Raw genomic sequence first — 22,948 nt, forward strand, 5'->3', positions numbered from 1 at the left:
ATAGAACGGAATGAGCGAGTTACTTCTTACTGACTTCCTTTACCGACTTCCCCTACCCAACTATCTATCATTTGAGCAGGTCGACGTATAACACGCTAGCTCTAGTGTAGGCGATGCAGAACATTATGTATTTCCTGCGATGCTCCTTTACTCGTGGAAAGGTGTGCTAGAGAAGGAGGTAAGTCCCGCCCTAAGTTATGCATAGCCTGCGCATAGAGCTGCCCAGCACGGTAACTTGACCGCACCAGTGGTCCCACCATGACACCGGGAAAACCCAGCTGATGGGCTAAATCTGCATAGTGGAGAAACTCCTCCGGGCGCACCCACCGATCAATAGGGTGATGGAGCGGAGACGGGCGTAGATACTGCGTAATAGTAATAATGTCGCATCCGGCGTTCCGCAGATCAACAAGCGCCTCCTCAACCTCAGCAGGGGTTTCACCCATCCCCAATATGAGATTCGACTTCGTCACAAGCCCATAATCCCGTGCCTGTGTAAGAACGGACAGGGAATTCTCATATGTAAAAGCCGGTCGAATCTTCCGCATTACCCGCGGCACTGTCTCCACATTATGGGCAAGCACTTCCGGACGTGCCGCAAACACTTCCTCTAAAAGCTGCGGATCAGCATGAAAATCCGGAATGAGATTCTCCACCCCAGTACCAGGGTTCAAGCGATGAATCTCTCGCACAGTTTCCGCATACAACCATGCCCCCTCATCGGGAAGATCATCACGGGTGACACCAGTAATGGTAGAGTAGCGCAAGTGTAAATGTCGTACGCTCTCCGCAACACGACGCGGCTCATCAGGATCAAGCGGCTGCGGCTTACCAGAATCAATCTGGCAAAAATCACACCGTCGTGAACAGCGACTTCCCCCAATCAGAAAAGTAGCCTCCCGATCTTCCCAACACTCATAGGCGTTAGGGCAGCCAGCCTCCTGGCACACAGTATGCAAAGAAGCCCCTTTTACCAGCGACTTCATATCCTGGAAATGCGGGCCAGTTCGCGCAGTTGTACGAATCCACGCAGGTTTCTTCTCAATAGGATGCTCTGCATTGCGCCGTTCAATACGAAGCAATTTTCTTCCCGCAGAGAGATCACTCATCGGGGAATCTCTCCCTCCGCCAGCTCCAGCTCACCATCCAACGCCAACTGAAAATAGTGCTGTACAGCGGGAAGAATATCAGTAGGAGTAATAGTTTCGCCTACCTCCAACGACAGTGTCGTCACTGAAGCATCACTAATCCCACACGGCACTATATGGCTGTATGGCTCTACAGAATTGCAACAGTTCACCGCAAAACCATGCTGGCTTACCCCACCGGTCAGATGGTAACCCAACGCCGCTATCTTGCGTTCAGGACGACCACCCGGCAACCCCACTGCCGCATCGCTGGGAACCCACACACCAGAACGTCCCGCAACTCGCCCTGCCGTCACACCAAAATCGTTAACGACCCGAATAAGGGCTTCCTCCGTTCGCCGCACAAAGGCAATAACATCCATGGGCTCCGCCAGCTTAATAATGGGATACCCCACCAACTGACCCGGCCCATGCCACGTAATACGCCCACCCCGGTTAATAGAAACAACTGGTGCACCGTTATCGGGAAGATCGCTATCCTCCGTCATACGCCCCGCCGTGTAAACGGACGGATGCGTCAACAGGAGAACAACATCTCGCGCAGTCTCAGCCTGGTGAGGATCTTGCGCACTAGCTTTGCGTCGGGCTGTCTCCTCTTCTTGGCGACGCCAAGATGCGTCGTAGTCAACCTCTCCTAACCATTGAAAATCGAAGGGTAGGTGGGAGGCGCGGGAAGAAACAGGAGCTACGTGTGGTGGCTGAGGGTTAGGCGAGGCCATTGTCATCATCGGTATCGTCGAGGAAACTCGCCTCACGGAGGGCATGCTGTAAATCGTGAAGGAAACAGCTCGCCGCGGAAGAGTCGATAAGACATGCGTCGTAGCTCAGCGTGAGATATACCATGTCGCGGATAGCGATAGCGCTATCGTCCGCGCCATCCACAACAACGGGACGCTGTACTGGAGTACCAATAGACAGTGCTGCTGATTGCGGTGGAATAACAAGGGGAGTCTCCCATAAGGCACCCATAGACGTGGGGTGGGATAACGTGAACGTACCACCACTAAGATCGCGAGGGGTAAGAGTGCCGTTTAAACAGCGTTCTTCCATATTCTGCACATGCTGTCCAATTTCATTAAGACTGTACTGGTCAGCATGGTGAAGAACGGGGGAGAGGAGACCCTGTGGCGTATCAATCCCAATGGAAAGATCAATATCCTCATAGTAGGTAATCTGCTGATTCTGCTTGTCATAGCTGGCGTTAAGAGCCGGATGACGACGCAGCAGACGGGATACCACATAGATAGCGCATGCGCGCAAAGACAGTGTAGTGGAAGGGCTCTCCGTACGAATTGAGGTTAGGCGACGCAGAAGATTTGTCACATCCGTGTCGAATACTTGAGAAACTTGCGCAGTGCTCTGTCCCGCCGCAAGAGCTGCAGCGGCAGCAGATTGCCGTATGGGGGAAGCAGGGTGAGTAGTCCCACGGAGGTTAGCGGCGTCACCCATTGGAGTAGAAGCAGAAGGAGAAATGCCTAATACTCCGGAGTCTATGCCAACTGTTTGTGTTTGTGCAGAGGCCTGACGGTGTTCCTGCGTGGCCGCATAGTCAAGAATGTCTTTCTTCACGATGCGTCTGCCGAGTCCGCTGCCGTGTACGTGTGCAAGGTCGACATGTTTTTCCGCAGCTAACTTCCGCACAAGTGGAGTGACATAACTACGGTCAGTACTCGCAGTGTTTGTGTGTGACGGTTCTTCCCCAAAAGTGGATATGCCGGGAACATTGTGAAAACTGGGGGACGTTTGCGGAACCTTCAGAGTAGCTTTCTCAGCAACAGGAGTCGCTACTGGCTTCGGGGTCTCTGACTCTGACTCTATTGTCGTGGACTCTACTGATGCTGGTGCTGCGCTGGTGTTGGCGGTTGCGGCATCATCAGTCTGGAGAACTGCTAATACTTGCCCGGTAGAAATGGTGCCATCTTCACGCGCGCAAATTTGGACGAGTATGCCGTTAGCGGGAGAAGGGATTGTTTTCGTGACTGTTTGAGCAGTTGTGCTAATAGAGACTTCCAAAAGGGGATCATGTGTATGAACGTGGTCTCCCAGTTTTGTGCACCAACGAATAATGGTGCTGGTAGTAGAGTCGGCAGTAGAACTGTCTGCCGTAGATTCCGTCACTTCCGGCATGAGGACTTCACAGTAGTGCACGTCGCTTGCGTCTGGTGTGTCTTCCTTTTCTGGTTCTTTTGGTTCTTCCGGTTCGCTATTTCGTGAGTGCCTGCCGGCAGATATTTCCTCCGCCGGTACAGGCTCTGCGGCAGAGTTTGAGACAGGTTCCGCGGTTTCCGTAACGTCATCTTTGCTGGCAATACGTGCCAGCAACCCGCCAATTTCGACAGTATCGTCTTCCCAGGCGCAAATCTCTACGAGCACACCGCTTTCCGGGGAGGGGATTTCGGTATCTACTTTGTCTGTAGCGATCTCAACTAAAGGCTCGTCTTGTGCAACAGTATCTCCAACATTTTTTAGCCAGCGTGTAACGGTTCCTTCCGTTACTGATTCACCGAGTTCGGGAAGTGTTACAGAGACAGCCATGCCACAACTCCTTATAGAGGGGTACGTATGTCCTTAGACTACCCTGTTGATTCGAATGGCTCCTTTCTCCTTCATAGTGTGGTGAAGTATTCGCATTGCTATCGCACAAGAAGATCGCACTAGAGATCGCAGTGGAGATTGCTGAATTTTGCTCACTATGTGAAGAAAAAGCTAGTCTCAGCAGCGCTAGCTGCAAAGTAAGGTACCATAATGCCCATGGCTCAACACTCTACTTTTACTATTCACCGTTCTCCCCATCCGCATAGCGATGAGGAACGTGCAGCAATTCTTGCCAATCCTGGCTTCGGCTCTCATTTCACTGACCACATGGTGGTTATTGATTATGAGGAGGGTAAAGGCTGGCACAATCACCGTGTCGTCCCCTATGCTCCCTTCTCTGTGGAACCCGCCTCCATGGTGTTGCACTATGGACAAGCCATTTTCGAGGGGCTGAAGGCGTACCGTCATGCTGATGGCGAAATTGTCACGTTCCGTCCCACCGCTAACGCCGCCCGTTTCCAGTCCTCTGCTGACCGTATGGCCATGCCAAGACTCTCCGAAGAAGATTTCATCGATTCCATCAAGGAACTTGTCACTATCGACCAGGAATGGGTTCCGCAGCCGGGTGGCGAGGAATGCCTCTACCTGCGTCCCTTCATGTTTGCTACAGAGAATGGACTGGGAGTTCATCCTGCGAAGAAGTTCACCTATGTTCTTATTGCGTCTCCAGCTGGCGCATATTTCTCCGAGGGAGGCATAAAGCCGGTAACGGTGTGGGTTTCCCACGAGTATGTGCGTGCCTGCCCGGGGGGTACCGGTGCTGCTAAATTCGCCGGTAACTATGCTGCTTCATTGGCTGCGCAGGATGCCGCATCCAAACAAGGCTGTGATCAAGTTTTGTGGCTGGATGCTATTAAGCGCGAAAATATTGAAGAGATGGGCGGTATGAACGCTATGTTCGTGGCCCAGGACGGTGATGATGTTACCGTCATTACGCCTGCTCTATCAGGTTCTCTTCTTCCCGGTATTACGCGAGATTCATTGAAGACTGTGGTCAGCGATTTGGGCTACACCATGGAAGAACGCGTTATTACGTTCACCGAACTCACTGATCGAGTAGCAAAGGGAGAAATTACGGAGGCCTTTGCCTGTGGAACAGCCGCCGTTATTAACCCCATTGGTTCCTTCAAATCCCGCGATGGTGAATTTACTGTTAATGACGGTCAGTCCGGTGCTATTACCATGCAGCTGCGCGAAACTCTCACAGGTATTCAGCGTGGTGAACGTCCCGATAGCCATCACTGGTTGTACAAATTGGTCTAGTGACGGACCACAACAATTACACATGCAATAAATTATTGTGACGAGCCATAAGCACTGTTACGAGAATATTATCGCCCCCGCTATACCCAGCGGGGGCGATAATTATTGTGTGCGAAGTAATCTAGAGAAGCGCCGTTACTGCACAAACTGCCATAACAGCACCGCAGGACTGGAGCAACTCTACATTTGCCCCAAGCACATCGCCGTCTACACACCCAAGTATGCGGACGCACTGCTGGCGGTAGAATACCGTGACACCCACTGCTATGGCGCTATACAGTAGCGCGATGACGACGGATACATCCGGCATCTGTCCACACAGTGCTGACGTTACTGCTGCTGCCCCGGTAAACAGTAAAGCTCCCATGCTAGACATTATCCAGCCGAAAAGGGGGCGCTGTGTGCTCACCATGAGGAAGCCGAAACCGTCACGCGGTACTGGTGAAGCCCCCGACGCACACATAAGTGGTGTACTCCATTGGGCCACGGCAATAACGGTACCCGTCATAATATGACCGTTATGGATACTCAATAAGCCAAATGCAAGGCTTTCCGCAATAAGAGCTAAGACAACGGCGGTTAGGCCAGGAGATCCCACTTGCCCATCATGCATAATTCGACGGGCTTCTTTCGGCTCCCTGTAGGACGTCAATCCATCAAAAGTGTTGGCTAAACCGTCCACATGTATACCGCGGGTAAGAATAACGAGCAGTACGGTAAGAATGATGCCGGTAATGGGCCATGGTATAGCAGCGGCGGAGAGTCCCCACGATACCAGTCCGCACAGTAACCCCAGTACAACACCAACCAAGGGAGTGGCTTTCACAACACGAGCTCCTACGTGTCGGTTAACGTCGTCCGGGGCCTTCACTGGGAAGATAGTCAACCATGAGAGAGCTGTACGGAATCCAATCATTACCGCCATACCTCCGAACTCGTATCGATACACTTAGCCATGCTGGGAAATATGTTCCAGTGGAGTACAAGTAGGTACTCGTTAAACGTGAGTGTATCTTTTTTACAGCTCCGTCCGAAGGATTTTCGCTCGTTAACTAGTCAGTATTCTTCTTCCGTGAGGGTTTTTCTTCTTCAGATGCAGGAGCGGAAGTATCAGTTTCTTCCCCGTCAGTGGACTTTGACCAGGGAAAAACGGGTGCAGTTTGCGGAACTGGATTACGCCAATGGCGTGGCTGAGTAGCACGCATGAAGGCATACCATCCCAGACGGAACCCGGTTTCTTTCTTCCCCTTATTCGGAAACTCCTTCTCTGCCCGGTGGGAAACCGTAATGCAAATGCGGAATGTTTCCACAAGAAGCACAATGAAGCAGAAATACATAAGGTATTGCACAAAGCGCTGAATCGAATAATTCGGAATCATTGTGAAAATAAGCAGGAAAAGAACGACGGGGAACAGCCACGAAATAGGCGTCCAGTTGGAGTCCACCCAGTCGCGTGCAAACCGGCGAACAGGGCCTTTATCGCGTGGCAGAACGTAATCGTCGTCACCAGCAGCCATCCGCTCACGACGATATTCCTGTTGCATACGGCGCTCTTCGCGTTCGCGTGCCTTGGCGGCTTTTTTCTCTTCTTTCGTCATGCCGGCGTAGCGGGCATCTTCGCGTGCGCGAGCTTCTTTACGCGTCATAGGAGCCGGGGCGACGGGTCCACGCTGAATACCGCGAGCACGTTCAACATCACGGCGGCGGGGGGTAGCGTAACCCTTCTTCGGAGTGTAAGCAGAGTTCTTCTTCGGAGGAGCTACTGGCTCAGTCTTTTCCTCAACTGAGGGTTCCACTTCTGGCGAAACAGCGTTGTTAGAGTCACAGTTTTTAGAGTCACGACGAAAGAGTTTCACCCCCTTAGGCTAAAGGAAAAAGTGTGTTGAATCTAACTCATGCTGCAGAGGTGGCATAGAGCTGGTGGGGTAGCTGCCGCTATAAACGGTGGAAGGAATGGTGTCGTTGAAGGTGTGGTGGGAATAGTTTCTTGGGTGGAATCGTTCTACACTCGTAGAGATTAAGTGGATCGTAACTAATCGTTTGTGAGGAGTAGTTCATGGCTGACACTAAGGATTTTCTTGCCGGTGTAACCCTAACCGACGCAGCCGCCGCTAAAGCTAAAGCCCTTATCGATGCGGAAGGCCGGGATGACCTTGTATTGCGTCTAGCCGTTGCCCCCGGCGGGTGTGCTGGCCTGCGCTATCAGCTTTTCTTTGATGACCGTGAACTTGATGGGGATGTCCGCAACGAGTTCGGTGGCGTCACCCTCGTCGTGGATCGTCTCTCTATGCCCTACCTGATGGGTGCCACTATTGATTATGCGGATACTATTCAGAAGCAGGGCTTCACGATTGATAATCCCAATGCTAAGGGAACGTGCGCGTGTGGAGATTCCTTCAACTAACAAGGATGTTCAACCACTAAGAGCGTCATAGTTCACTAAACGGTGCTGCTATCGAGAAAATAGCAGCACCGTTGTGTATCTATATAACAGTTTCTACACAGTAACTGGGTAGTGTGGCTCAGGGATCTCCGGGTGGATGCGGTCTTCAACGAAAATACCGTGCCAAATAATGAAGCAGAGTATCGTCCAGATTCTGCGGGAATGGTCCATCACACCGTTCTTATGTTCATCGAGCATGGTGAGCGTGGCGCTCTTGTCGAAGAGAGCATCGGCTTCGGACTCGAGAATGAGCGACCGGGCCCAGTCATACATTTCTGGTCCTGCCAGCCAGTGGCGGATGGGGACAGGGAATCCAAGCTTCCGGCGGTGGAGGACATGCTCGGGAACAATTGTTTTGAGTGCTTCTCGTAGTGCCCACTTAGAAGTGCCGTGGGCGATCTTCATATCGTAGGGGAGCTTCTGCGCTGCATCCCATACCACTTTGTCCAGGAAGGGGACGCGCAGCTCAAGAGAATTCGCCATGGTGATACGGTCGGCTTTTACCAAAATATCGCCACGCAGCCAGGTGAACATGTCAATATGCTGCATACGGGCCACCGGATCCCAGCCTTGCGACTTGGCGTAAATACTATCGGTGACATCTTGGTGATCCCACTCCGGGGTGGTCCACGGCATAAGGTTATGCATCTGCTCAAAAGTGAACGAACGAGCATTACCGTAGTAGCGGTCTTCTAGAGTCATGGAACCGCGTTTCAGTAAACTCTTCCCGCGCATACCCTCCGGGAGAATATCGGAGAAAGCTCCTAGGCCGCGCCGCAGTGGTCCCGGAATCTTCTCAAAGGGGGCAAGAGAAAGCGGTTCTTTGTAGATGGTGTAGCCGCCGAAAAGTTCATCAGCGCCCTCACCGGAGAGAACAACCTTGACATGCTTGCGAGCCTCACGAGCCACAAAATAGAGGGGGACGAGTGCCGGATCGGCAACGGGGTCGTCAAGGTACCAGATAATGCGGGGGACGGCCTCAATAAATTCTTCCGGTGTTACCGGTTTAACAATGTGTTCTACCCCAATGGCTTTAGCGGACCCGGCAGCAACATCAATCTCGGAGTAACCCGCGCGGTGAAAACCAGTGGTGAAGGTCAGCAGATTATCATTGTGCCGCTTCGCAAGTGCGGCAATAGCAGTGGAGTCAATTCCACCAGAGAGGAAAGAGCCCACAGTAACATCGGCACGCATGTGCTTAGCAACGGAGTCTTCCAGCGCTGCCGTAATACCGTCGATAAGAGCCTGCTCATGGTCGTGGGCACTTTTATCAACAGGGAAGGTGGGGTCAAAGTAGCGGCGGATATGAAGTTCTCCACCAGGGGTTAGCGTGGCGCAGCAACCGGATTCAAGACGTCTAATAGCAGTGTGAAGACTCTCCGGCTCGGGAACATACTGGAAGGCCACATAGTGTTCAAGGGCTCGTTTATCGAGGTCAAGGGGAAGACCAATAGTATCGGCAAGAGAAAGCAGACACTTCTTCTCCGAACCGAAAACTGCTCCCTTATCTGTCTGGCAGTAATAGAGAGGCTTAATGCCGAAGGGATCTCGACCCATAAAAAGTGTGTGGGTTTTGGTGTCCCAAATGAGGAACGCGAACATGCCGCGCAGACGTGTAATAACGTCTTCACCCCAGTAGTGGAAGCCCACGACGATGGGTTCACCGTCACCCGTGGTATGAAATTCTGCGTTGAACTCGCGCTGTAGTTCTTCCCGCAGTTCAACATAGTTATAGATTTCACCGTTGAACGCCAGAATGTAACGATCGGGGTCCTCTGCTGGTCCCCACGCCATTGGCTGGTGAGCATTTTCAATATCAATGATGGAAAGACGCGTGAAACCAAAGACAACATCATCATTGTGCCAGGTGAGGTGTTCATCGGGACCGCGGTGACGCATATAGGGAAGAGCTGCAGTTACCGTATCCGCGTATTGGGCAGCGGTGCCGTCTGCCGACAGGAATCCGAGAAGGCCACACATAACTATTTCGTCCTTCCTAAAAACTAGGAGTATTCCTAGCCGAGAAGTGAAGTATTGTTCCCTCGATAAGTGAGGTAAAGGGTTCGCTTAAGTATGCCACTAAATAGGCAATGACTGACATAGCCCATGATCAAAAGCATGATGACGGCGTTCGTACGTCAGCGTCCTACTCTTTAGGGAGACGCGCACGCTCCGCCCAGTCAAGATAGCGTCCGGCGGAGGTCAGATCTTCTGCCCACGGGAAATACATACTGACAAGCCGCACATGCCCGCTACTGAGATAGCGGTAAAGAAGGTGGCGCTCTTCAAGAGAATCCACCAGCGGCGTTTCCTCCGCCGGGAGGATAGTTTGTGCACTGGCATGCAAATGGTCAATAGCGGTGCGGTAGTTTTCCCGCGAAGGCAGTGCACTGTTCCGGCAAACACACCATAGCGAATGGCTGTAAAAAACCAGCCGCCGCGGCCATCAGATTCCGCCACAATAATTTCGTCCTGTTGGCGTAACTGTTGGCACTGGTAGAGGGACGTGAGTGCGGGGATAGCTGTGGCAGTAATGTCACGGAGGACAGCTGCCTGTTCGTAAAGGTGCTGTTGAGAAAACTCTTCTAGGCGATGCAGAGACCTTTCTATAAGAGGTGTAGAAATTCCCTGTGACAGTTCCGCTATAGCGTGTACGCAGGCCTCCTTTTCGCTATCGGTAAGAGGCTCAGTGGGAGCAATACCGGAGCGTATGTCATTGTGAATAAGCTGGCCGATGGCAGTGGCCGTGGAACGCTTACGGAATGGCCCCAGCGCGGGGGAACCAGTGGACGGGGCAGTGCGCGTACACGAATACAGAGTGGATGCTGAAGAACGGGGAGGAATAAGCCACCAATGCCCTTTTTGGTCCCGGGAACGACGATTATAAGGGGGCTGATGGGCATGAATAAGGCGAAGTTCACGAATACTGGCCTCACAGGGCGTAAGGCACTCAACATAATCAATATGGTCAGCTAGAAGCACCATCTCCGACATGCGGCGTCGAGTCTCCGAACCATTGAAGTAGCTCATAACGCGGCGATGTAAATCAGTCGCAGTTCCCACATAAAGGGGAACGTTATGGGAATCCTTGAAAATATAGACACCCGGAAGATGAGGAAGATCAGTAGCCATAGTGCGCTTGGCATAAACAGCAGCATTGTGGATACCGCGATAATTGTGAAGATCCGTAATCGTCGTAATATCTTGGCTACCAACACGATCAATAAGCCCATGCAGTACCTCAACTGTGGTACGAGCATCGTCAAGTGCACGGTGCGTTGGACGTGTTGTGGTGTGAAAAAGATGAGCTAAAGCGGAGAGTTTGACGGACGGGGCCTCATTTCTGTCAAGGACGCGCCGGGCTAATTTAACGGTGCAAAGGGAGGGATTATCTGGCCAGCAGTAGTCCAATTGTTGGGCTGTTGCTTTCAGGAAAGAGAGGTCAAAGGACGCGTTGTGGGCAACGAGCGTGCTGCCGTAAATAAACTCAAGCAGTGCGGGGAATACAGCGTCAATAGTGGGGGCGTCGCGCACATCCTGGTTAGTGATGCCAGTGAGGTTTTCAATAAAGGGGGGAATGGGGCGTTGAGGGTTAACGAGGGTGGAAAATTCCTTGTCAACAACTCCGCCAGTGACACGGACGGCTCCTATTTCGGTAATGGCATCTATCCCGGGAGTCATACCGGTGGTTTCCAGGTCAAGAACGACGAAGGTGACATCACATAAGGGAGTTGTGTCAATGTAGTGTCGAGTATTTTTGTGCGCGGGATCGGATGCGGACCACGGTGCCGACCATGGTGCTGACCACAGTGGGGTAGGGGCGGGTGAAGGTAGGGTTTGGCGGGCCGGTTTTTGTGGTGGATACGCGCGTTCAGTAGTCACGCTATATACGATAACGATTCGGTGTAAGAGAACCCGAGTGGATCGGATTTATGCAGGCAAGAACGATCCAGAAGCGATTATTTTTAAATTTTTTTAAAAAATATTTTTAATTGTGTTCAGATAGTCTTTAACCTGCTGTTTTAACGAAGTTTGTAGAAAATTTATGGATTTTATCGACGTATTTTGGTGTCTATACGGTAATGAAAAGTGGACAAATACGGTTATCTTTTCGTAATCTTTTTGAGACCAAAGCGAATTCTGTCGGGATTCATCCGTACTGCGATTTACACAGTGATCCACGCTGCAATTCACACAATGGTTTGCATAGCGGCTCGTGTGAGTGGCTTATGCGTCGGTTCGTAGTACGGACAGTCTAACTAGTGACGTTGAGAAAGTTGTTCACTAGGCAGAAATGATGAATGGAGAAAGCTCATGGCAAAGCACCGTGCGGTGGCAAAGAATGCGTCGGCCCCACAGGCCCTCGCAGCTAGCGTTGTATCCGCTGGCATCCTGGGGGGCATTGCAGGACCTGCTATGGCGGCTGAGCTTGGTACTCCGGTAGTTCCGCAGGTCTCAATTGAAATTCCGGAGCTTACACAGGTAAAGCATGCTCATGCAGATGCTACTGCTGCCCGGAATGCGAAAGTTGAGAAGACTGCGCACGAAGTTTCAGAAAAAGCTCTTCCTACTGCTGAAAAGATCAATAAGAAGTACGCTCCCAAAACTCGGAAAATCCGCGAGGATGCTAAGCCTGTTACGTCGCAGCTAGAAAAGAAAGCGGAGCCGTTTGCCGAGGAATTAAAGCCTGTTAAAAAGGCAGTTCAGCCGTATATCGATAAAATTCTTGAAGATAAAACTGTAGCAACCTTAGTCGACACAGTTATCCCTGTGGAGAAGCTTGTTACGCCTAAACCTGCTCCTCAGCCCAAGCCGAAGCCAAAGAGCAAGGCGGATATTAAGCGGGAACGCGGCGCTAAAATCGTTCGTGCCGCACGTAGTAGGATCGGAGATCCCTATGTGTGGGGTGGCACCGGTCCGCACTCTTTCGACTGCTCCGGTCTTGTCGTATGGGCACACCAGCAGCTTGGTATTAACATTCCGAGGACGTCCCAGGATCAGATTGCGGGTGGACATGCTGTTGCTCGTAAGAATCTGCAGCCGGGAGATATTGTTGCTTTCTATGGTGACGCTAGCCATGTTGGTGTCTATTCTGGCCATAACAAGGTGATACACGCACCGTATGAGGGACAGACTGTACGCGAGGTTGCTCTTAGTTCCATGCCGTATTATGGAGCTACTCGCTACTACTAAACAATGGCCTGATAAGTGCTATATGAGCCTCGCCTGGTCGGTGTGACGTACTGGGCGCGGCTTTTAATATGTAACTCTTGTTACTGATGTTATTAGAGTGAATAAATGCCTGATAATCAGCATTTTCATAGCAGAATCAGATGGACAAGAATCTATCGTGGACGTAAATTGGAAACCGAAACGAGACGTAACTGAGATCAAGTAGAGATTTACTGGTAACGATTAGTTAGCCCACTTGTTCCTGGAAAGATAGGTAAAGATGCGTAACATGCATGGATCACGTCCTGTACGGGCGACGGCAGCACTTGTGATGTCTACTGCCCTCATGACGGGTCTTGGAACAGTCTCCAATGCTGCTCCCGCTCCTTTAAATCAGTTACGCAAATTAGCTCGTGAAGCAGAGCGCACATCAGAAAAAATTCATCACGCTAACGACGATCTTCAAAAAGCAAAGCGGGATGAAGCTGCTGCGAAAAAAGCTATCGCGAAAGCAAGCAAAGACGCTGCTATTGCTGAGCACAAACGAGAGGGTATGCAAGAACCCCTCAACAAGATTGCCTCTATTAATCTTCGTAATGGCCAAACTGCGGGGGTAGTGCGAGTTCTTATGGCGGATTCTCCGCAGGAGATCCTTGACCAGTCTCGCAGCGAAGCCGCGATGACGCAGACCACCCTTAATATCCTGGTTGATTACGAAAAAGTAGTAAATTCAGCACATCAGGCACAACGGACTGCTGCGGAAAACCGCGAGAAAGCTGTCAAAGCGCAAGCACAGGCACGCAAAGCTCAACGGGACCTCAACAAAGAACGCATTACCATGCGCAAGCGTATCGCAGCTGTGCGCAGTGAATTCGCATCGCTACCACCTAGCCAGCGAGATTCTTGGAAGAGGGTTAAACTTCCGGCTGGATTCGATCCCAAGATCGCTTTCGGTAATAACATTCTTGGTAATAAAGCCTTACAGATCGCGATGACGCGTATCGGCTCACCGTATGTATGGGGAGCAACTGGACCAAATGCTTTTGACTGCTCCGGTCTTGTTTACTGGGCGTACCGTCAGCTTGGCGTCACCTTGCCACGGTCTAGCCAGGGTATGGCAGTTGGTGGACTTGCCGTTCCCGCAAAGGATATCCAGCCTGGAGATCTCGTTATCTACTACTCCGATGCTAGCCATGTCGGTCTTTATGCAGGTAATGGGCAGGTGCTGCACGCTCCTACGTTTGGGCAGACTGTTCAACTTGCACCGCTTCACCACGCACCTATTAAAACGATTCGTCGTTACTAGGCGCTGTGCGGATCACTGATACTGGTGTTCTTTAGTGCTGTTCTCTACCCCAAAATACGAGGTAGAGAACAGTATCAGTTGCTATTGTTACCCACCTGTACAGTAGGGTAAAAATATGCGAAAAACGCTCCTTGTAACAAATGACTATCCACCGCGACCAGGTGGAATCCAGTCATATCTCTACAGATTTGTACAGGAGCTTCCCGCAGAGGATATTGCCGTCTACTGCTCCACGTGGCATCCTGCGCGATGCGCCGAGTTTGACGCTGCACAGCCCTACCGCATTATTCGTAACCCCACGAAAGTATTACTTCCCACACTGCGAGTACGCCGTGAAGTAGCAAGCATAATACGCCAAGGCGATTATGAAACTGTATGGTTCGGAGCTGCTGCTCCGCTTGCTCTAATGTCCCACTATTTGCGGCGGCACACTAATGTACAGCGCATAGTGGCATCAACGCATGGGCATGAAGTGGGGTGGGCCATGTTACCTTGCACACATGCCGCGCTGCGGATTATTGGGAATGGGTGCGATGTTATCACCTATGTTTCCCATTACACGCAGCATCGTATTGGTCGGGCTCTCGGTTCACATCCGCAATTGCAGTGGCTACCATCGGGTGTCGATACTGCCCGTTTCCATCCTGATAAAGGTGGTCGACAGCGTATTCGGCAGCGTCATCATATTGCTTCCGATACTCCTGTCATAGTGTGTATTTCTCGTTTAGTGCCGCGTAAAGGACAGGACACACTTATCAAAGCTCTTCCGCGCGTTCTCCGAGATATTCCCGATGCACTTCTTGTTATTGTCGGTGGCGGTCCCAGTGCAAAGCGGCTTCATACATTAGCGCACCGCTATGGAGTGAGTGATCATGTCCTCTTCACGCATCTTGTTCCCGATGATGATTTGCCGCTTTACTACGCGGCCGCAGACGTTTTTGCAATGCCATGTCGTACAAGAGGTCAGGGGCTAGATGTAGAAGGCCTGGGAATTGTCTTTCTCGAGGCAAGCGCAACCGGTATTCCTGTCATAGCAGGTAATTCCGGAGGTGCTCCAGAAACTGTCGACAATGGCGTTACTGGTGTTGTGGTAGACGGCCGCGATAGTAATGCGGTGGCTACCGAGCTTCTCCGATTTTTGTCATCAGAACGGCGTCGTACTAGTTTTGGGAGCAATGGCCGCGAGTGGATGCTGTCGCAGTGGCAGTGGAGTACTCTTGGTCAGAAACTGTCCCACGTCCTCAATGGTGCTGATAGTGATGCAGCAGGAGACGACCCACTCCTATGAAGAATGACATATCCACGAACCCAGAGATTATGTGAGGAGCACCCGCACTATGACTAACACCATTGGTATCGATGTAGGCGGTACTAGCTTGCGGGCATCAGTTGTTGACGATCACGGACGTATCCTTGATCGTGAACGTGTTCCCACCCCACATTCTGTCCATGCTCTAGAAGATGCGCTTGCTGCTGTTGTGGAGCGCTTAGCGAAACGCCAGAACGTGGAGGCAGTAGGGCTTGCTGTAGCGGGTTTCCTTAATGCAGATCGATCCATCGTGCGGTTTGCTCCCCATCTTCCATGGCGCAATGCGCCGGTTCGTGAACGCATGGAAAGGCGTCTTGAGATGCCCGTTGTGGTGGAGCATGATTGCAACTCTGCAGCTTGGGGTGAATACAACTATGGGGCTTCTGTAGGAGGTAATTACGTTGTCACCTTTGCTATAGGGACAGGTATTGGGGGAGCTCTTATTCACAACAATGAACTATTCCGGGGTGCCTATGGGATCGCTCCAGAGTTTGGACATCTGCAAGTTGTTCCCAATGGGCGTCCGTGTCCTTGTGGCAAAATAGGGTGTCTTGAGCGTTATTGCTCGGGAACTGCATTGGTGGATACCGCATTAGAGCTTATGGTGGCACACCCAGATATTCCCACAATGTTGGGTAAAGACGTGACACCAGAATCTGAACTAACAGGTAGACGAGTTATGGAAGCGGCGCGTCAGAACGATCGCATAGCGGAAATGGCTGTGGAAGATTTGGGCTACTGGTTGGGTATTGGTTTAGCGACTGTAGCGGACGTTTTTGACCCCGATCTTATTGTCGTGGGGGGAGGAGTTGGTTCTGCGGGGGATCTTTTCCTAAGCCATGCACGAGAAGTTTACGCACAACACGTAACTGGTGGTGGATATCGTCCACTTGCCACAATTAAGCAAGCCGAGTTAGGTGATGATGCTGGACAAGTTGGTGCAGCAGATTTAGCTCGGCGTTATCTTTTAGAGCAGTGTGGGAATTAGAACATGCGCTTCTTCTACGATTGTGAATTCATTGAGGATGGCCGTACTATCGATCTTCTTTCCCTGGGTATGGCGACGGAGACCGGAGAAGAACTCTATGTCGTATCCACCGAATGTGATATTAGCCGTGCGAACCCCTGGGTACAGCGCAATGTGTTACCTAAACTACCTAACCCCAGCGACAATGCGTGGTGCGATAGGCGGGGTATGCGTAATCGTATTACGTCTTTCTGGAAGCAACACAATGACGGTAACCCGATGGAACTGTGGGCATGGGTTGCTGCCTATGACCATGTGGCACTCTGCCAACTTTGGGGTGATATGGCAGCTTTACCGCATGGGGTACCTCGATTTACTTATGAGATGAAGCAGTATTGGATGCATGCGGGGCAACCTGGAATACCGGGGAAACCGGCGGGAGCGCATGATGCGCTTGTGGACGCGCGTTGGGATCGTGCACGATTTTTAGCCATTCAACGCGCATTGGATGCTGTATAAGACTACTAGTAACACTAAATATTTAGCATGTGAGATTCTATTCGCGTGTTCATTCAGTCCTCCACTATCCTGGAAAGATGAACTGGACTGTTGATATACCTCTTGAAGAACTCCCTGACCTGCCACCTCTCCCCGGTAACTTGAATGAGGATTTTTATGCTGCCCTGGATAAGCCAGCAGCTCAACAGCCATCGTGGGATCCTGCCCAGGCGAAGGCAATGCGGCGGGTATTGGAGTCTGTTCCCCCGATAGTCGTTCCCGCTGAAGTCGACAAACTGCAGAAGGATCTTACGCAGGTTGCTTTAGGCAAAGCGTTTATCGTACAAGGCGGAGATTGTGCGGAAACTTTTGAAACCAATACTGAACCGCATATTACTGCGAACATTCGTACGCTCCTGCAGATGGCAGTAGTACTTACCTATGGTGCTTCTATGCCAGTGGTGAAGATTGCTCGTATTGCTGGTCAGTACGGTAAACCACGTTCACAAGACACTGATGAGAACGGCCTGAAAAATTACCGTGGGGATATGATCAACGGCTACGCCGCTACTGAAGAGAGTCGCCGGCATGATGCCTCCCGTCTGGTGCGAGCATACGCAAACTCAGCTGCAGCCATGAACCTTGTGAGGGCTCTGGCAGAGTCTGGAACAGCTGATCTGCACCGTCTCCATGAATGGAACCGAGAGTTTGTTGCACATTCTCCGGCAGGCGCGAGGTACGAAGAACTAGCAAGCGAGATCGACTTTGGTTTACGGTTCATGGATGCCTGCGGCGTAAAAGATGATGGTCTGGAGCGGGCTGATATTTATTGCTCCCATGAAGCGCTTGTCATGGATTACGAGCGCGCCTTCGTCCATCTTGCTGAAAAAGAAGGGGAGCAGCGTCTTTACGACTTGTCGGGCCATTACCTGTGGATTGGTGAGCGTACTCGGCAGATGGACGGTGCACACATTGCGTTCGCATCCCTTATTGAAAACCCCATAGGTCTTAAAATTGGTGCCAACGTTACCCCGCGTGAGGCTGTGGAATATGTGGAACGTCTCGATCCGCATAATATTCCGGGGCGTCTTACTTTGGTGACGCGGATGGGGTCGGACAAGATCCGCGATATTTTGCCTCCTATTGTGGAGGCAGTGGAAGCTACTGGACACAAAGTTATTTGGCAGACTGATCCTATGCACGGGAATACGCATCCTACCGACAGCGGTGTGAAGACACGTCACTTCGATGCTGTGATTGATGAGCTGCAGGGATTTTTTGAGGTCCACCACGCGCTGGGGACCCATCCGGGCGGTATTCATGTTGAGCTTACCGGCGAAGATGTTACTGAATGCACTGGTGGAGCGCAGGATATTTCTGATGGGGATTTAGGGCGTCGCTATGAAACTGCATGCGATCCGCGCCTTAATACGCAGCAATCGTTGGAGATGTCCTATCTTGTGGCGGAGATGCTACGCCGCTAGAGTTAATTGGCTCAGAAAACGTCTAGCTTAGATAACTCGTGGGTGCGGGCTTTTCGTCTGTATAGTTGCGTGCAGCTGCGGCAGACGGAAATAGCTCGTGCCCAAGTGACCGCATAGCAATACCCGCTCCCCCCATAATGAGGACCAGGACAATAAGCCAAATAATGACTGGCCATATACGGGGGTGTGACGCTAACTTCCAGGCGCGAATTTCTGCGGCGTCAAGATCCTCGTCATCATCTATGTCGTCATCGGCATCAGGAGCAGGATTACCCCCGAGGCTATTCGGGGATCCTGCCGACGGTGTTGCTGGATCATCGCTAGATGGCAAGCACGATGTTAATAAGGCAGTGTGTGCGGTGGCATGGGGATGCGGTTGTTCTTCGGGAGGTGCATCTATGACCTCTGTTTTCTCGCCGCTAATCGGGATAGTTGCGGCTTCACTGTCAGAATGATCCTCAGAATTATTAATAGCTAGTGTCGACAGTGCTGTTTGTGCCGCAGTCTGTTCGGCAGATTCTTGCGGAGTAGGAACAGTGTAATGCGGAAGATGGAGCTTGTCTCTCACACGGTTCAATGCACTGCACATTTCTTGTGCATCGGCATAACGCTCTTCTGGGTTACGGGCGGTAGCAGTAGAGATAATTGCATCAAAATCTGTGGGAATACCGGGTCGCTGTGAAGATGCCGGGGGAACATCATGAGAAAGACGCTGTTCAGCAACATCACGTGTGGCCGACATTCCAAAGGGGGGAGTTCCCACAAGTAGTTCGTAAAGAACTAAACCCGCAGAATAGACGTCACACTGTGGAGTAATGGGGTCCCCCGTTACCTGTTCGGGAGCAAGATAGGCTGCTGTTCCGGCCAGGTGTCCTTCCTTATCATCACAGTTCACTGCCCGCACAAGGCCGAAGTCGACAACTTTAATAGTTCCATCGGGACCAATAAGAATATTTTCCGGTTTGATATCGCAGTGGACAAAACCAGAACTGTGGGCAACTGCAAGAGCTTCTAGTGTGGGACGCAATACTGCTACTGCCGCATAGGGGGGCATGGGGCCGCGTTCGTTAAGTAACTCGCGGACAGTTCCCCCTGCGACGAGGTCCATAACAAGGAATGCTTCCCCCTGCCACATGCCTTGGTCTGACACTGTGACAATGCCAGGGCCATGTAGACTAGCGACAGTTTTCGCTTCGGCAACAAAATCTTGGCGGAATTCATCGCGGGCAGAAAGATCAGAGCGTAGTACTTTAAGGGCAACAGGCCTATCAAGCCGTGTATCGATCGCTCGATACACCACGGACATGCCGCCGCGCGCAATATATCCGTCAATAAGATAGCGGCCATCTACTTTATCGCCAGGGCAAAAAGGAGACCTGGAGTCCGTGTCGCGGGTACTCTGTTGCGACCACAAATGCTGCGACCGCAAACGGGAAACCTCAGCCATCCTGTTTCTCCTTGTGAGGATATGGACATCCTCTACGTATCTGAGTTTGTCGTAAAGCTCTTCTCAATGGTGTCTATGCTACCGAATGAGGAGGGAGAGTTACCGATGTTCGTCAAAGACCAGTACTCTCATAGTATGAGTTCTCTTCCCACTGCTGATGATGTGTTGAGCCCTACAGACGAGATTTGGCCCCTTCCGAAAGTCGCGCAACTACTGAATGTTCCCGCGACTCGCGTCCACCAACTACTGCGTCAACAACAGCTAATAGCAGTTGAGCGTGATGGGATTGTGGGTGTTCCCGCACTCTTCTTTGACGAGCACGGCATTGCCAAACACGTTACTGGACTTATCTCAGTTCTGGCAGATGGGGGATACTCCGCTACCGAGATTTTACGGTTCATGTACACCGATGATGGTTCTCTTCCCGGACGTCCTATTGATGCTTTACATGGACATTTAGCTCGTGAAGTTATGCGGCGTGCGCAAGCAATGGCGTTCTAAATCAGCGGAACTTGTTGTCTCTTCTTTTCCTAGATAGCGGTAGACAATGACTCCTATAACAATGGCAGTTATTACCCAGAAGTAGTTGTAGAGCGCAATAACCCCATTCGGTAATACGGTGAAGCAATTCCATGAGCACAGGGCTGCGATAATACGCAAGGATGTGCGATTGAGGGCAAGTGCTCCCACGAAGACAAGAATCCATGAGTAGTACCAGGGGAAAGCTAGCGAGTTGAAGAGGCACAGCACGAGGAAGCTAAGAGCGAGTCCACGGAGTGCAGCTAGGGGAGTCTTGCGGTAGTGAATCCAGATAGGAATAATGAGGATTCCCATAATAAGACTGCAAATATGACGTGCCCCAACGAGTGCAGAAGCGAAACTGGGACCGTCAATATTCGCACCCATAGCATGGATGAAGTGGGCTAAAACGGTGGGAATTGTTAGCCAGTTAATAACTTTTCCCGATCCTTCCAGTGCCTCTATAAATCCCAATCCTGTACCGGTGGCCAATGAGAGTACTGCAAAAATAGCGATACTAAGAACGGCTCCTCCGCAGGCGGTAGCAATAAAGTAGCCAACGATTTTGCCGTAGCTTTCAGAAGTATTCTCTACTGTGCTGTCATCCTCTTGTTCTTGCGGGGTGGCTTTCTGGAGAGTTTTACCATCCTGGCGAATATGCGCAAGCCAGATCCAGATGACGAAGGGAAGAGCAATAAAAGCAGTTGCCTTAATAGCAGCCCCCAACGTGATCACGGCAATTCCCAGCACATGCTTCCGGCGCAGCACCAACGCAAGGCCAATTGCCATGAGAGCGACCATAAGAGCTTCATTATGCATACCACCAATAAGGTGCAGCAGCATAAGGGGATTAGCTCCGGCACACCAGAGTGCCCACAATGATGATGTTTTTAAACTTTTCGCTATGTCTTGACTAGCCCAGATAATGCCCACCATGCAGAGCATGCACAGTAGTTTTACAAGGAAAACACCGGCGTGAATGTGGTCTTGGGTTATGAAGACAATAAGCTCCATTAGCCCAAGATGTAATGGCCCATAGGGGGTGGTGGTATTGCGCCAATCGCCGGAAACATCAAGATAAAGAGGAGTGATATGGCCGGGTGAGTTGAGGACATTGGGGCCTACATCGTAGGCAGAAGCTCCACTTCGCTGAATGGATCCCTGGGCGAGATACGAAAAAACATCTCGGGAAAGAATGGGGTTAGCGATAAGGAAGGGAACCATCCAGATAAGAGAGAGAAGAACAAGTGCGGAGACTGTACGTGTGTTGTCTTCATAGTGGTGTGTCAGGAGATGGCGGCCGAGGCGTGCCCAATTGCCAATGAGGAGGAGTACTCCACCCCAAAAGAGGAATTGGCACAGGAGTTGTCCGTGTCCGTAGCACAACCAGTCAAGATGTAGTGGGACAAGCCATGAGTCGACCGCATATCCTGCACCTGCGCCCCAGGAAGCAAGGGAGATAAACAATGAACCTGCCATTCCCCACCACACGAGGGGTAGTAGGTTTAAGCGACGTAGTTCAGAGTAGGCAGTACTTGCTGAATGAGCCACACGAAATCTCCTTCGCCACATGATGTTCTGCTTGATATTGTCGCATGTTCTGGAGATTTCACGAACATGGGGGATAGGACACAAGTGTGTGTTAAAAGTCTCTCTTTGTGACTGCTTCGATCATTTCACCTAGGGCGGTGACGGCAGGGGGATAAATTTCTGTCGTTTCAAGAAGTTTTGTAAGAGTGTGGCGTGCTTTATCAGCGAGCATTGCAATATGTTGTTCACTGCGGGTGACTGCGCCGCATTCGGTAAGGAGAGTGCGTGCACGATCTAATTCGCTCTCGGATAGAGGCTTCCCAATAAGGGACCAGAGTTCTTTGTGCTCGGAGGGGCGAAGGTGTTCTAGTGCGTCAGCGAGGAGTTGTGTGCGTTTGCCTTCGCGTAGATCTTCTCCGGAGGGTTTACCGGTTTTAGTGGAGTCTCCAAAAACTCCTAATAGGTCATCGCGTAGTTAGAAGGCAATGCCAAGGTTGACGCCGTAGTCGCTTAGTCCTTGGAGAAGTTCAGGTGAGGCGTTTGCGCAGGCTGCACCAATATGAAGAGGGCGTTCAATGGTGTAGGCGGCTGTTTTGAAGCGGTTTACTTTTTGGGCGTTATCTGCATCGCAGTAGGGGAGAGTTTCCCCCGTCATATCGAGGTACTGTCCCGTCAACATTTCTGTGCGCATGCTGGTCCAGTAAGGGAGAGCATGGTGTAGTGGGGGGAATGCGGAAACTGTTCGGAAGAACATGTCATCGGCCCAGGTGAGAGCAATATCTCCCAAGAGAAGAGCGGAGGACTGGCCGATAGTTCTACTGTTGCCGCATGCGTGGGAGGAGGCTACGGCGTGGGCGTGTTCTGCGGCGAACTGTTCATGGAGGGAGGGATTTCCTCGGCGTGTGGCGGAGTCGTCAATAATGTCGTCGTGGATAAGGGCGCCCGCTTGTACAAATTCCAGAGAGGCCGCGATGGTACACAGTGCTTCTGTTAGTTCGGTGTGACGGTGTCCGCCTGCGGCTGACCATCCTAGCCAGACGAATGTGGGGCGTATTCGTTTGCCGCCGTCACAGACAAAATGTTCGAGGGATGCGAGCCATGTGTCAGCGGTGGGTCCCATGGGGGTGCATGCACTACGCCGTTCTTGGCAATATGAGCGGAGTAGGTTTGTGATGTGCTCCTGCCAATTATCGGGCAGTAGTGGGGGTGTTGCTGGCGACGGTGAAGGCACTGTTTCTCGATTCCCATACAGCACTTTACGGTGAGT

Annotated in this window: 18 protein-coding genes and 1 pseudogene; 9 read left to right on the forward strand and 10 right to left on the reverse strand. The window is 51.4% G+C overall.

All coding sequences use genetic code 11. The annotated features are described in order from the left end of the window. Positions 1 to 101: 101 nt before the first annotated feature. Genes QZV76_RS03375 through sucB form a run of 3 tightly spaced genes read right to left on the reverse strand, consistent with a single transcriptional unit; the run spans position 102 to position 3,683 of the window. Positions 102 to 1,109, reverse strand: coding sequence for a lipoyl synthase (locus QZV76_RS03375; protein WP_290598379.1), 1,008 nt, complete (start codon positions 1,107 to 1,109; stop codon positions 102 to 104). Further along, positions 1,106 to 1,867, reverse strand: coding sequence for a lipoyl(octanoyl) transferase LipB (gene lipB / locus QZV76_RS03380; RefSeq protein ID WP_290598380.1), 762 nt, complete (start codon positions 1,865 to 1,867; stop codon positions 1,106 to 1,108). Before lipB ends, QZV76_RS03375 begins: the two co-directional genes overlap by 4 nt. Further along, positions 1,854 to 3,683 carry a 2-oxoglutarate dehydrogenase, E2 component, dihydrolipoamide succinyltransferase gene (gene sucB / locus QZV76_RS03385; RefSeq protein WP_290598381.1) on the reverse strand — a complete coding sequence of 610 codons (1,830 nt, stop codon included), beginning with the start codon at positions 3,681 to 3,683 and terminating at the stop codon, positions 1,854 to 1,856. Before sucB ends, lipB begins: the two co-directional genes overlap by 14 nt. Before the next feature lie 216 nt (positions 3,684 to 3,899). On the opposite strand from sucB, the gene QZV76_RS03390 reads away from it, so the two are divergent. Then, positions 3,900 to 5,006, forward strand: coding sequence for a branched-chain amino acid aminotransferase (locus QZV76_RS03390; RefSeq protein ID WP_290598382.1), 1,107 nt, complete (start codon positions 3,900 to 3,902; stop codon positions 5,004 to 5,006). Between the two features lie 121 nt (positions 5,007 to 5,127). On the opposite strand, the gene QZV76_RS03395 is transcribed toward QZV76_RS03390, so the two are convergent. Both QZV76_RS03395 and QZV76_RS03400 read right to left on the reverse strand, forming a co-directional pair. Then, positions 5,128 to 5,931 carry an adenosylcobinamide-GDP ribazoletransferase gene (locus QZV76_RS03395; RefSeq protein WP_290598383.1) on the reverse strand — a complete coding sequence of 268 codons (804 nt, stop codon included), beginning with the start codon at positions 5,929 to 5,931 and terminating at the stop codon, positions 5,128 to 5,130. A 127-nt stretch (positions 5,932 to 6,058) separates the two neighbouring features. After that, positions 6,059 to 6,802 (reverse strand): DUF3043 domain-containing protein, encoded by a 744-nt coding sequence (locus tag QZV76_RS03400; protein ID WP_290598384.1) that lies wholly within the window; start codon positions 6,800 to 6,802, stop codon positions 6,059 to 6,061. A gap of 260 nt (positions 6,803 to 7,062) precedes the next feature. Here QZV76_RS03400 and QZV76_RS03405 point away from each other — a divergent pair, with 260 nt between their 5' ends. Beyond that, positions 7,063 to 7,410: an iron-sulfur cluster assembly accessory protein gene (locus tag QZV76_RS03405; RefSeq protein ID WP_290598385.1), complete on the forward strand. Its 348-nt coding sequence runs from the start codon at positions 7,063 to 7,065 to the stop codon at positions 7,408 to 7,410. A gap of 93 nt (positions 7,411 to 7,503) precedes the next feature. Here the strand turns inward: QZV76_RS03405 and asnB are convergent, their stop codons facing one another. Together asnB and QZV76_RS03415 are read right to left on the reverse strand one after the other, a co-directional pair. Beyond that, the gene (gene asnB / locus QZV76_RS03410; protein WP_290598386.1) at positions 7,504 to 9,429 is read right to left on the reverse strand and encodes an asparagine synthase (glutamine-hydrolyzing); all 1,926 of its coding nucleotides are present in this window, start codon (positions 9,427 to 9,429) and stop codon (positions 7,504 to 7,506) included. Between the two features lie 222 nt (positions 9,430 to 9,651). Further along, complete coding sequence (locus tag QZV76_RS03415; protein ID WP_290598387.1) at positions 9,652 to 11,331, reverse strand: DEDD exonuclease domain-containing protein; 1,680 nt, start codon at positions 11,329 to 11,331, stop codon at positions 9,652 to 9,654. 432 nt (positions 11,332 to 11,763) lie between these two features. On the opposite strand from QZV76_RS03415, the gene QZV76_RS03420 reads away from it, so the two are divergent. From QZV76_RS03420 to QZV76_RS03445, 6 genes are all read left to right on the forward strand, one after another. Beyond that, complete coding sequence (locus QZV76_RS03420) at positions 11,764 to 12,642, forward strand: NlpC/P60 family protein (RefSeq protein ID WP_290598388.1); 879 nt, start codon at positions 11,764 to 11,766, stop codon at positions 12,640 to 12,642. A 259-nt stretch (positions 12,643 to 12,901) separates the two neighbouring features. After that, on the forward strand, positions 12,902 to 13,927 hold the full coding sequence (locus QZV76_RS03425; RefSeq protein WP_290598389.1) for a C40 family peptidase: 1,026 nt from the start codon (positions 12,902 to 12,904) through the stop codon (positions 13,925 to 13,927). 115 nt (positions 13,928 to 14,042) lie between these two features. After that, complete coding sequence (locus QZV76_RS03430; protein ID WP_290598390.1) at positions 14,043 to 15,215, forward strand: glycosyltransferase family 4 protein; 1,173 nt, start codon at positions 14,043 to 14,045, stop codon at positions 15,213 to 15,215. Between the two features lie 49 nt (positions 15,216 to 15,264). Beyond that, positions 15,265 to 16,224: an ROK family glucokinase gene (locus QZV76_RS03435; protein WP_290598391.1), complete on the forward strand. Its 960-nt coding sequence runs from the start codon at positions 15,265 to 15,267 to the stop codon at positions 16,222 to 16,224. Between the two features lie 3 nt (positions 16,225 to 16,227). Beyond that, on the forward strand, positions 16,228 to 16,722 hold the full coding sequence (locus QZV76_RS03440) for a polyadenylate-specific 3'-exoribonuclease AS (protein ID WP_290598392.1): 495 nt from the start codon (positions 16,228 to 16,230) through the stop codon (positions 16,720 to 16,722). Between the two features lie 77 nt (positions 16,723 to 16,799). After that, complete coding sequence (locus QZV76_RS03445) at positions 16,800 to 18,185, forward strand: class II 3-deoxy-7-phosphoheptulonate synthase (protein WP_290598393.1); 1,386 nt, start codon at positions 16,800 to 16,802, stop codon at positions 18,183 to 18,185. Between the two features lie 22 nt (positions 18,186 to 18,207). Here QZV76_RS03445 and QZV76_RS03450 read toward each other — a convergent pair whose 3' ends face one another. Beyond that, the gene (locus QZV76_RS03450; RefSeq protein ID WP_290598394.1) at positions 18,208 to 19,632 is read right to left on the reverse strand and encodes a serine/threonine-protein kinase; all 1,425 of its coding nucleotides are present in this window, start codon (positions 19,630 to 19,632) and stop codon (positions 18,208 to 18,210) included. Between the two features lie 135 nt (positions 19,633 to 19,767). On the opposite strand from QZV76_RS03450, the gene QZV76_RS03455 reads away from it, so the two are divergent. Further along, a complete protein-coding gene (locus QZV76_RS03455; RefSeq protein WP_290598395.1) occupies positions 19,768 to 20,133 on the forward strand; it encodes an Rv2175c family DNA-binding protein in 366 nt (121 codons plus the stop codon). Here QZV76_RS03455 and mptB read toward each other — a convergent pair. Both mptB and QZV76_RS03465 read right to left on the reverse strand, forming a co-directional pair. Next, entirely contained in the window at positions 20,089 to 21,702 is a 1,614-nt protein-coding gene (gene mptB / locus QZV76_RS03460; protein WP_290598396.1) for a polyprenol phosphomannose-dependent alpha 1,6 mannosyltransferase MptB, read from the reverse strand. The two genes, QZV76_RS03455 and mptB, sit on opposite strands and share 45 nt — an antisense overlap. 91 nt (positions 21,703 to 21,793) lie before the next feature. Further along, positions 21,794 to 22,801 (reverse strand): annotated as a pseudogene (locus QZV76_RS03465) (polyprenyl synthetase family protein). Positions 22,802 to 22,948 lie beyond the last annotated feature (147 nt).

It is taken from the genome of Lawsonella sp., from assembly GCF_011525565.1.
GTDB lineage: Bacteria > Actinomycetota > Actinomycetes > Mycobacteriales > Mycobacteriaceae > Lawsonella > Lawsonella clevelandensis_A.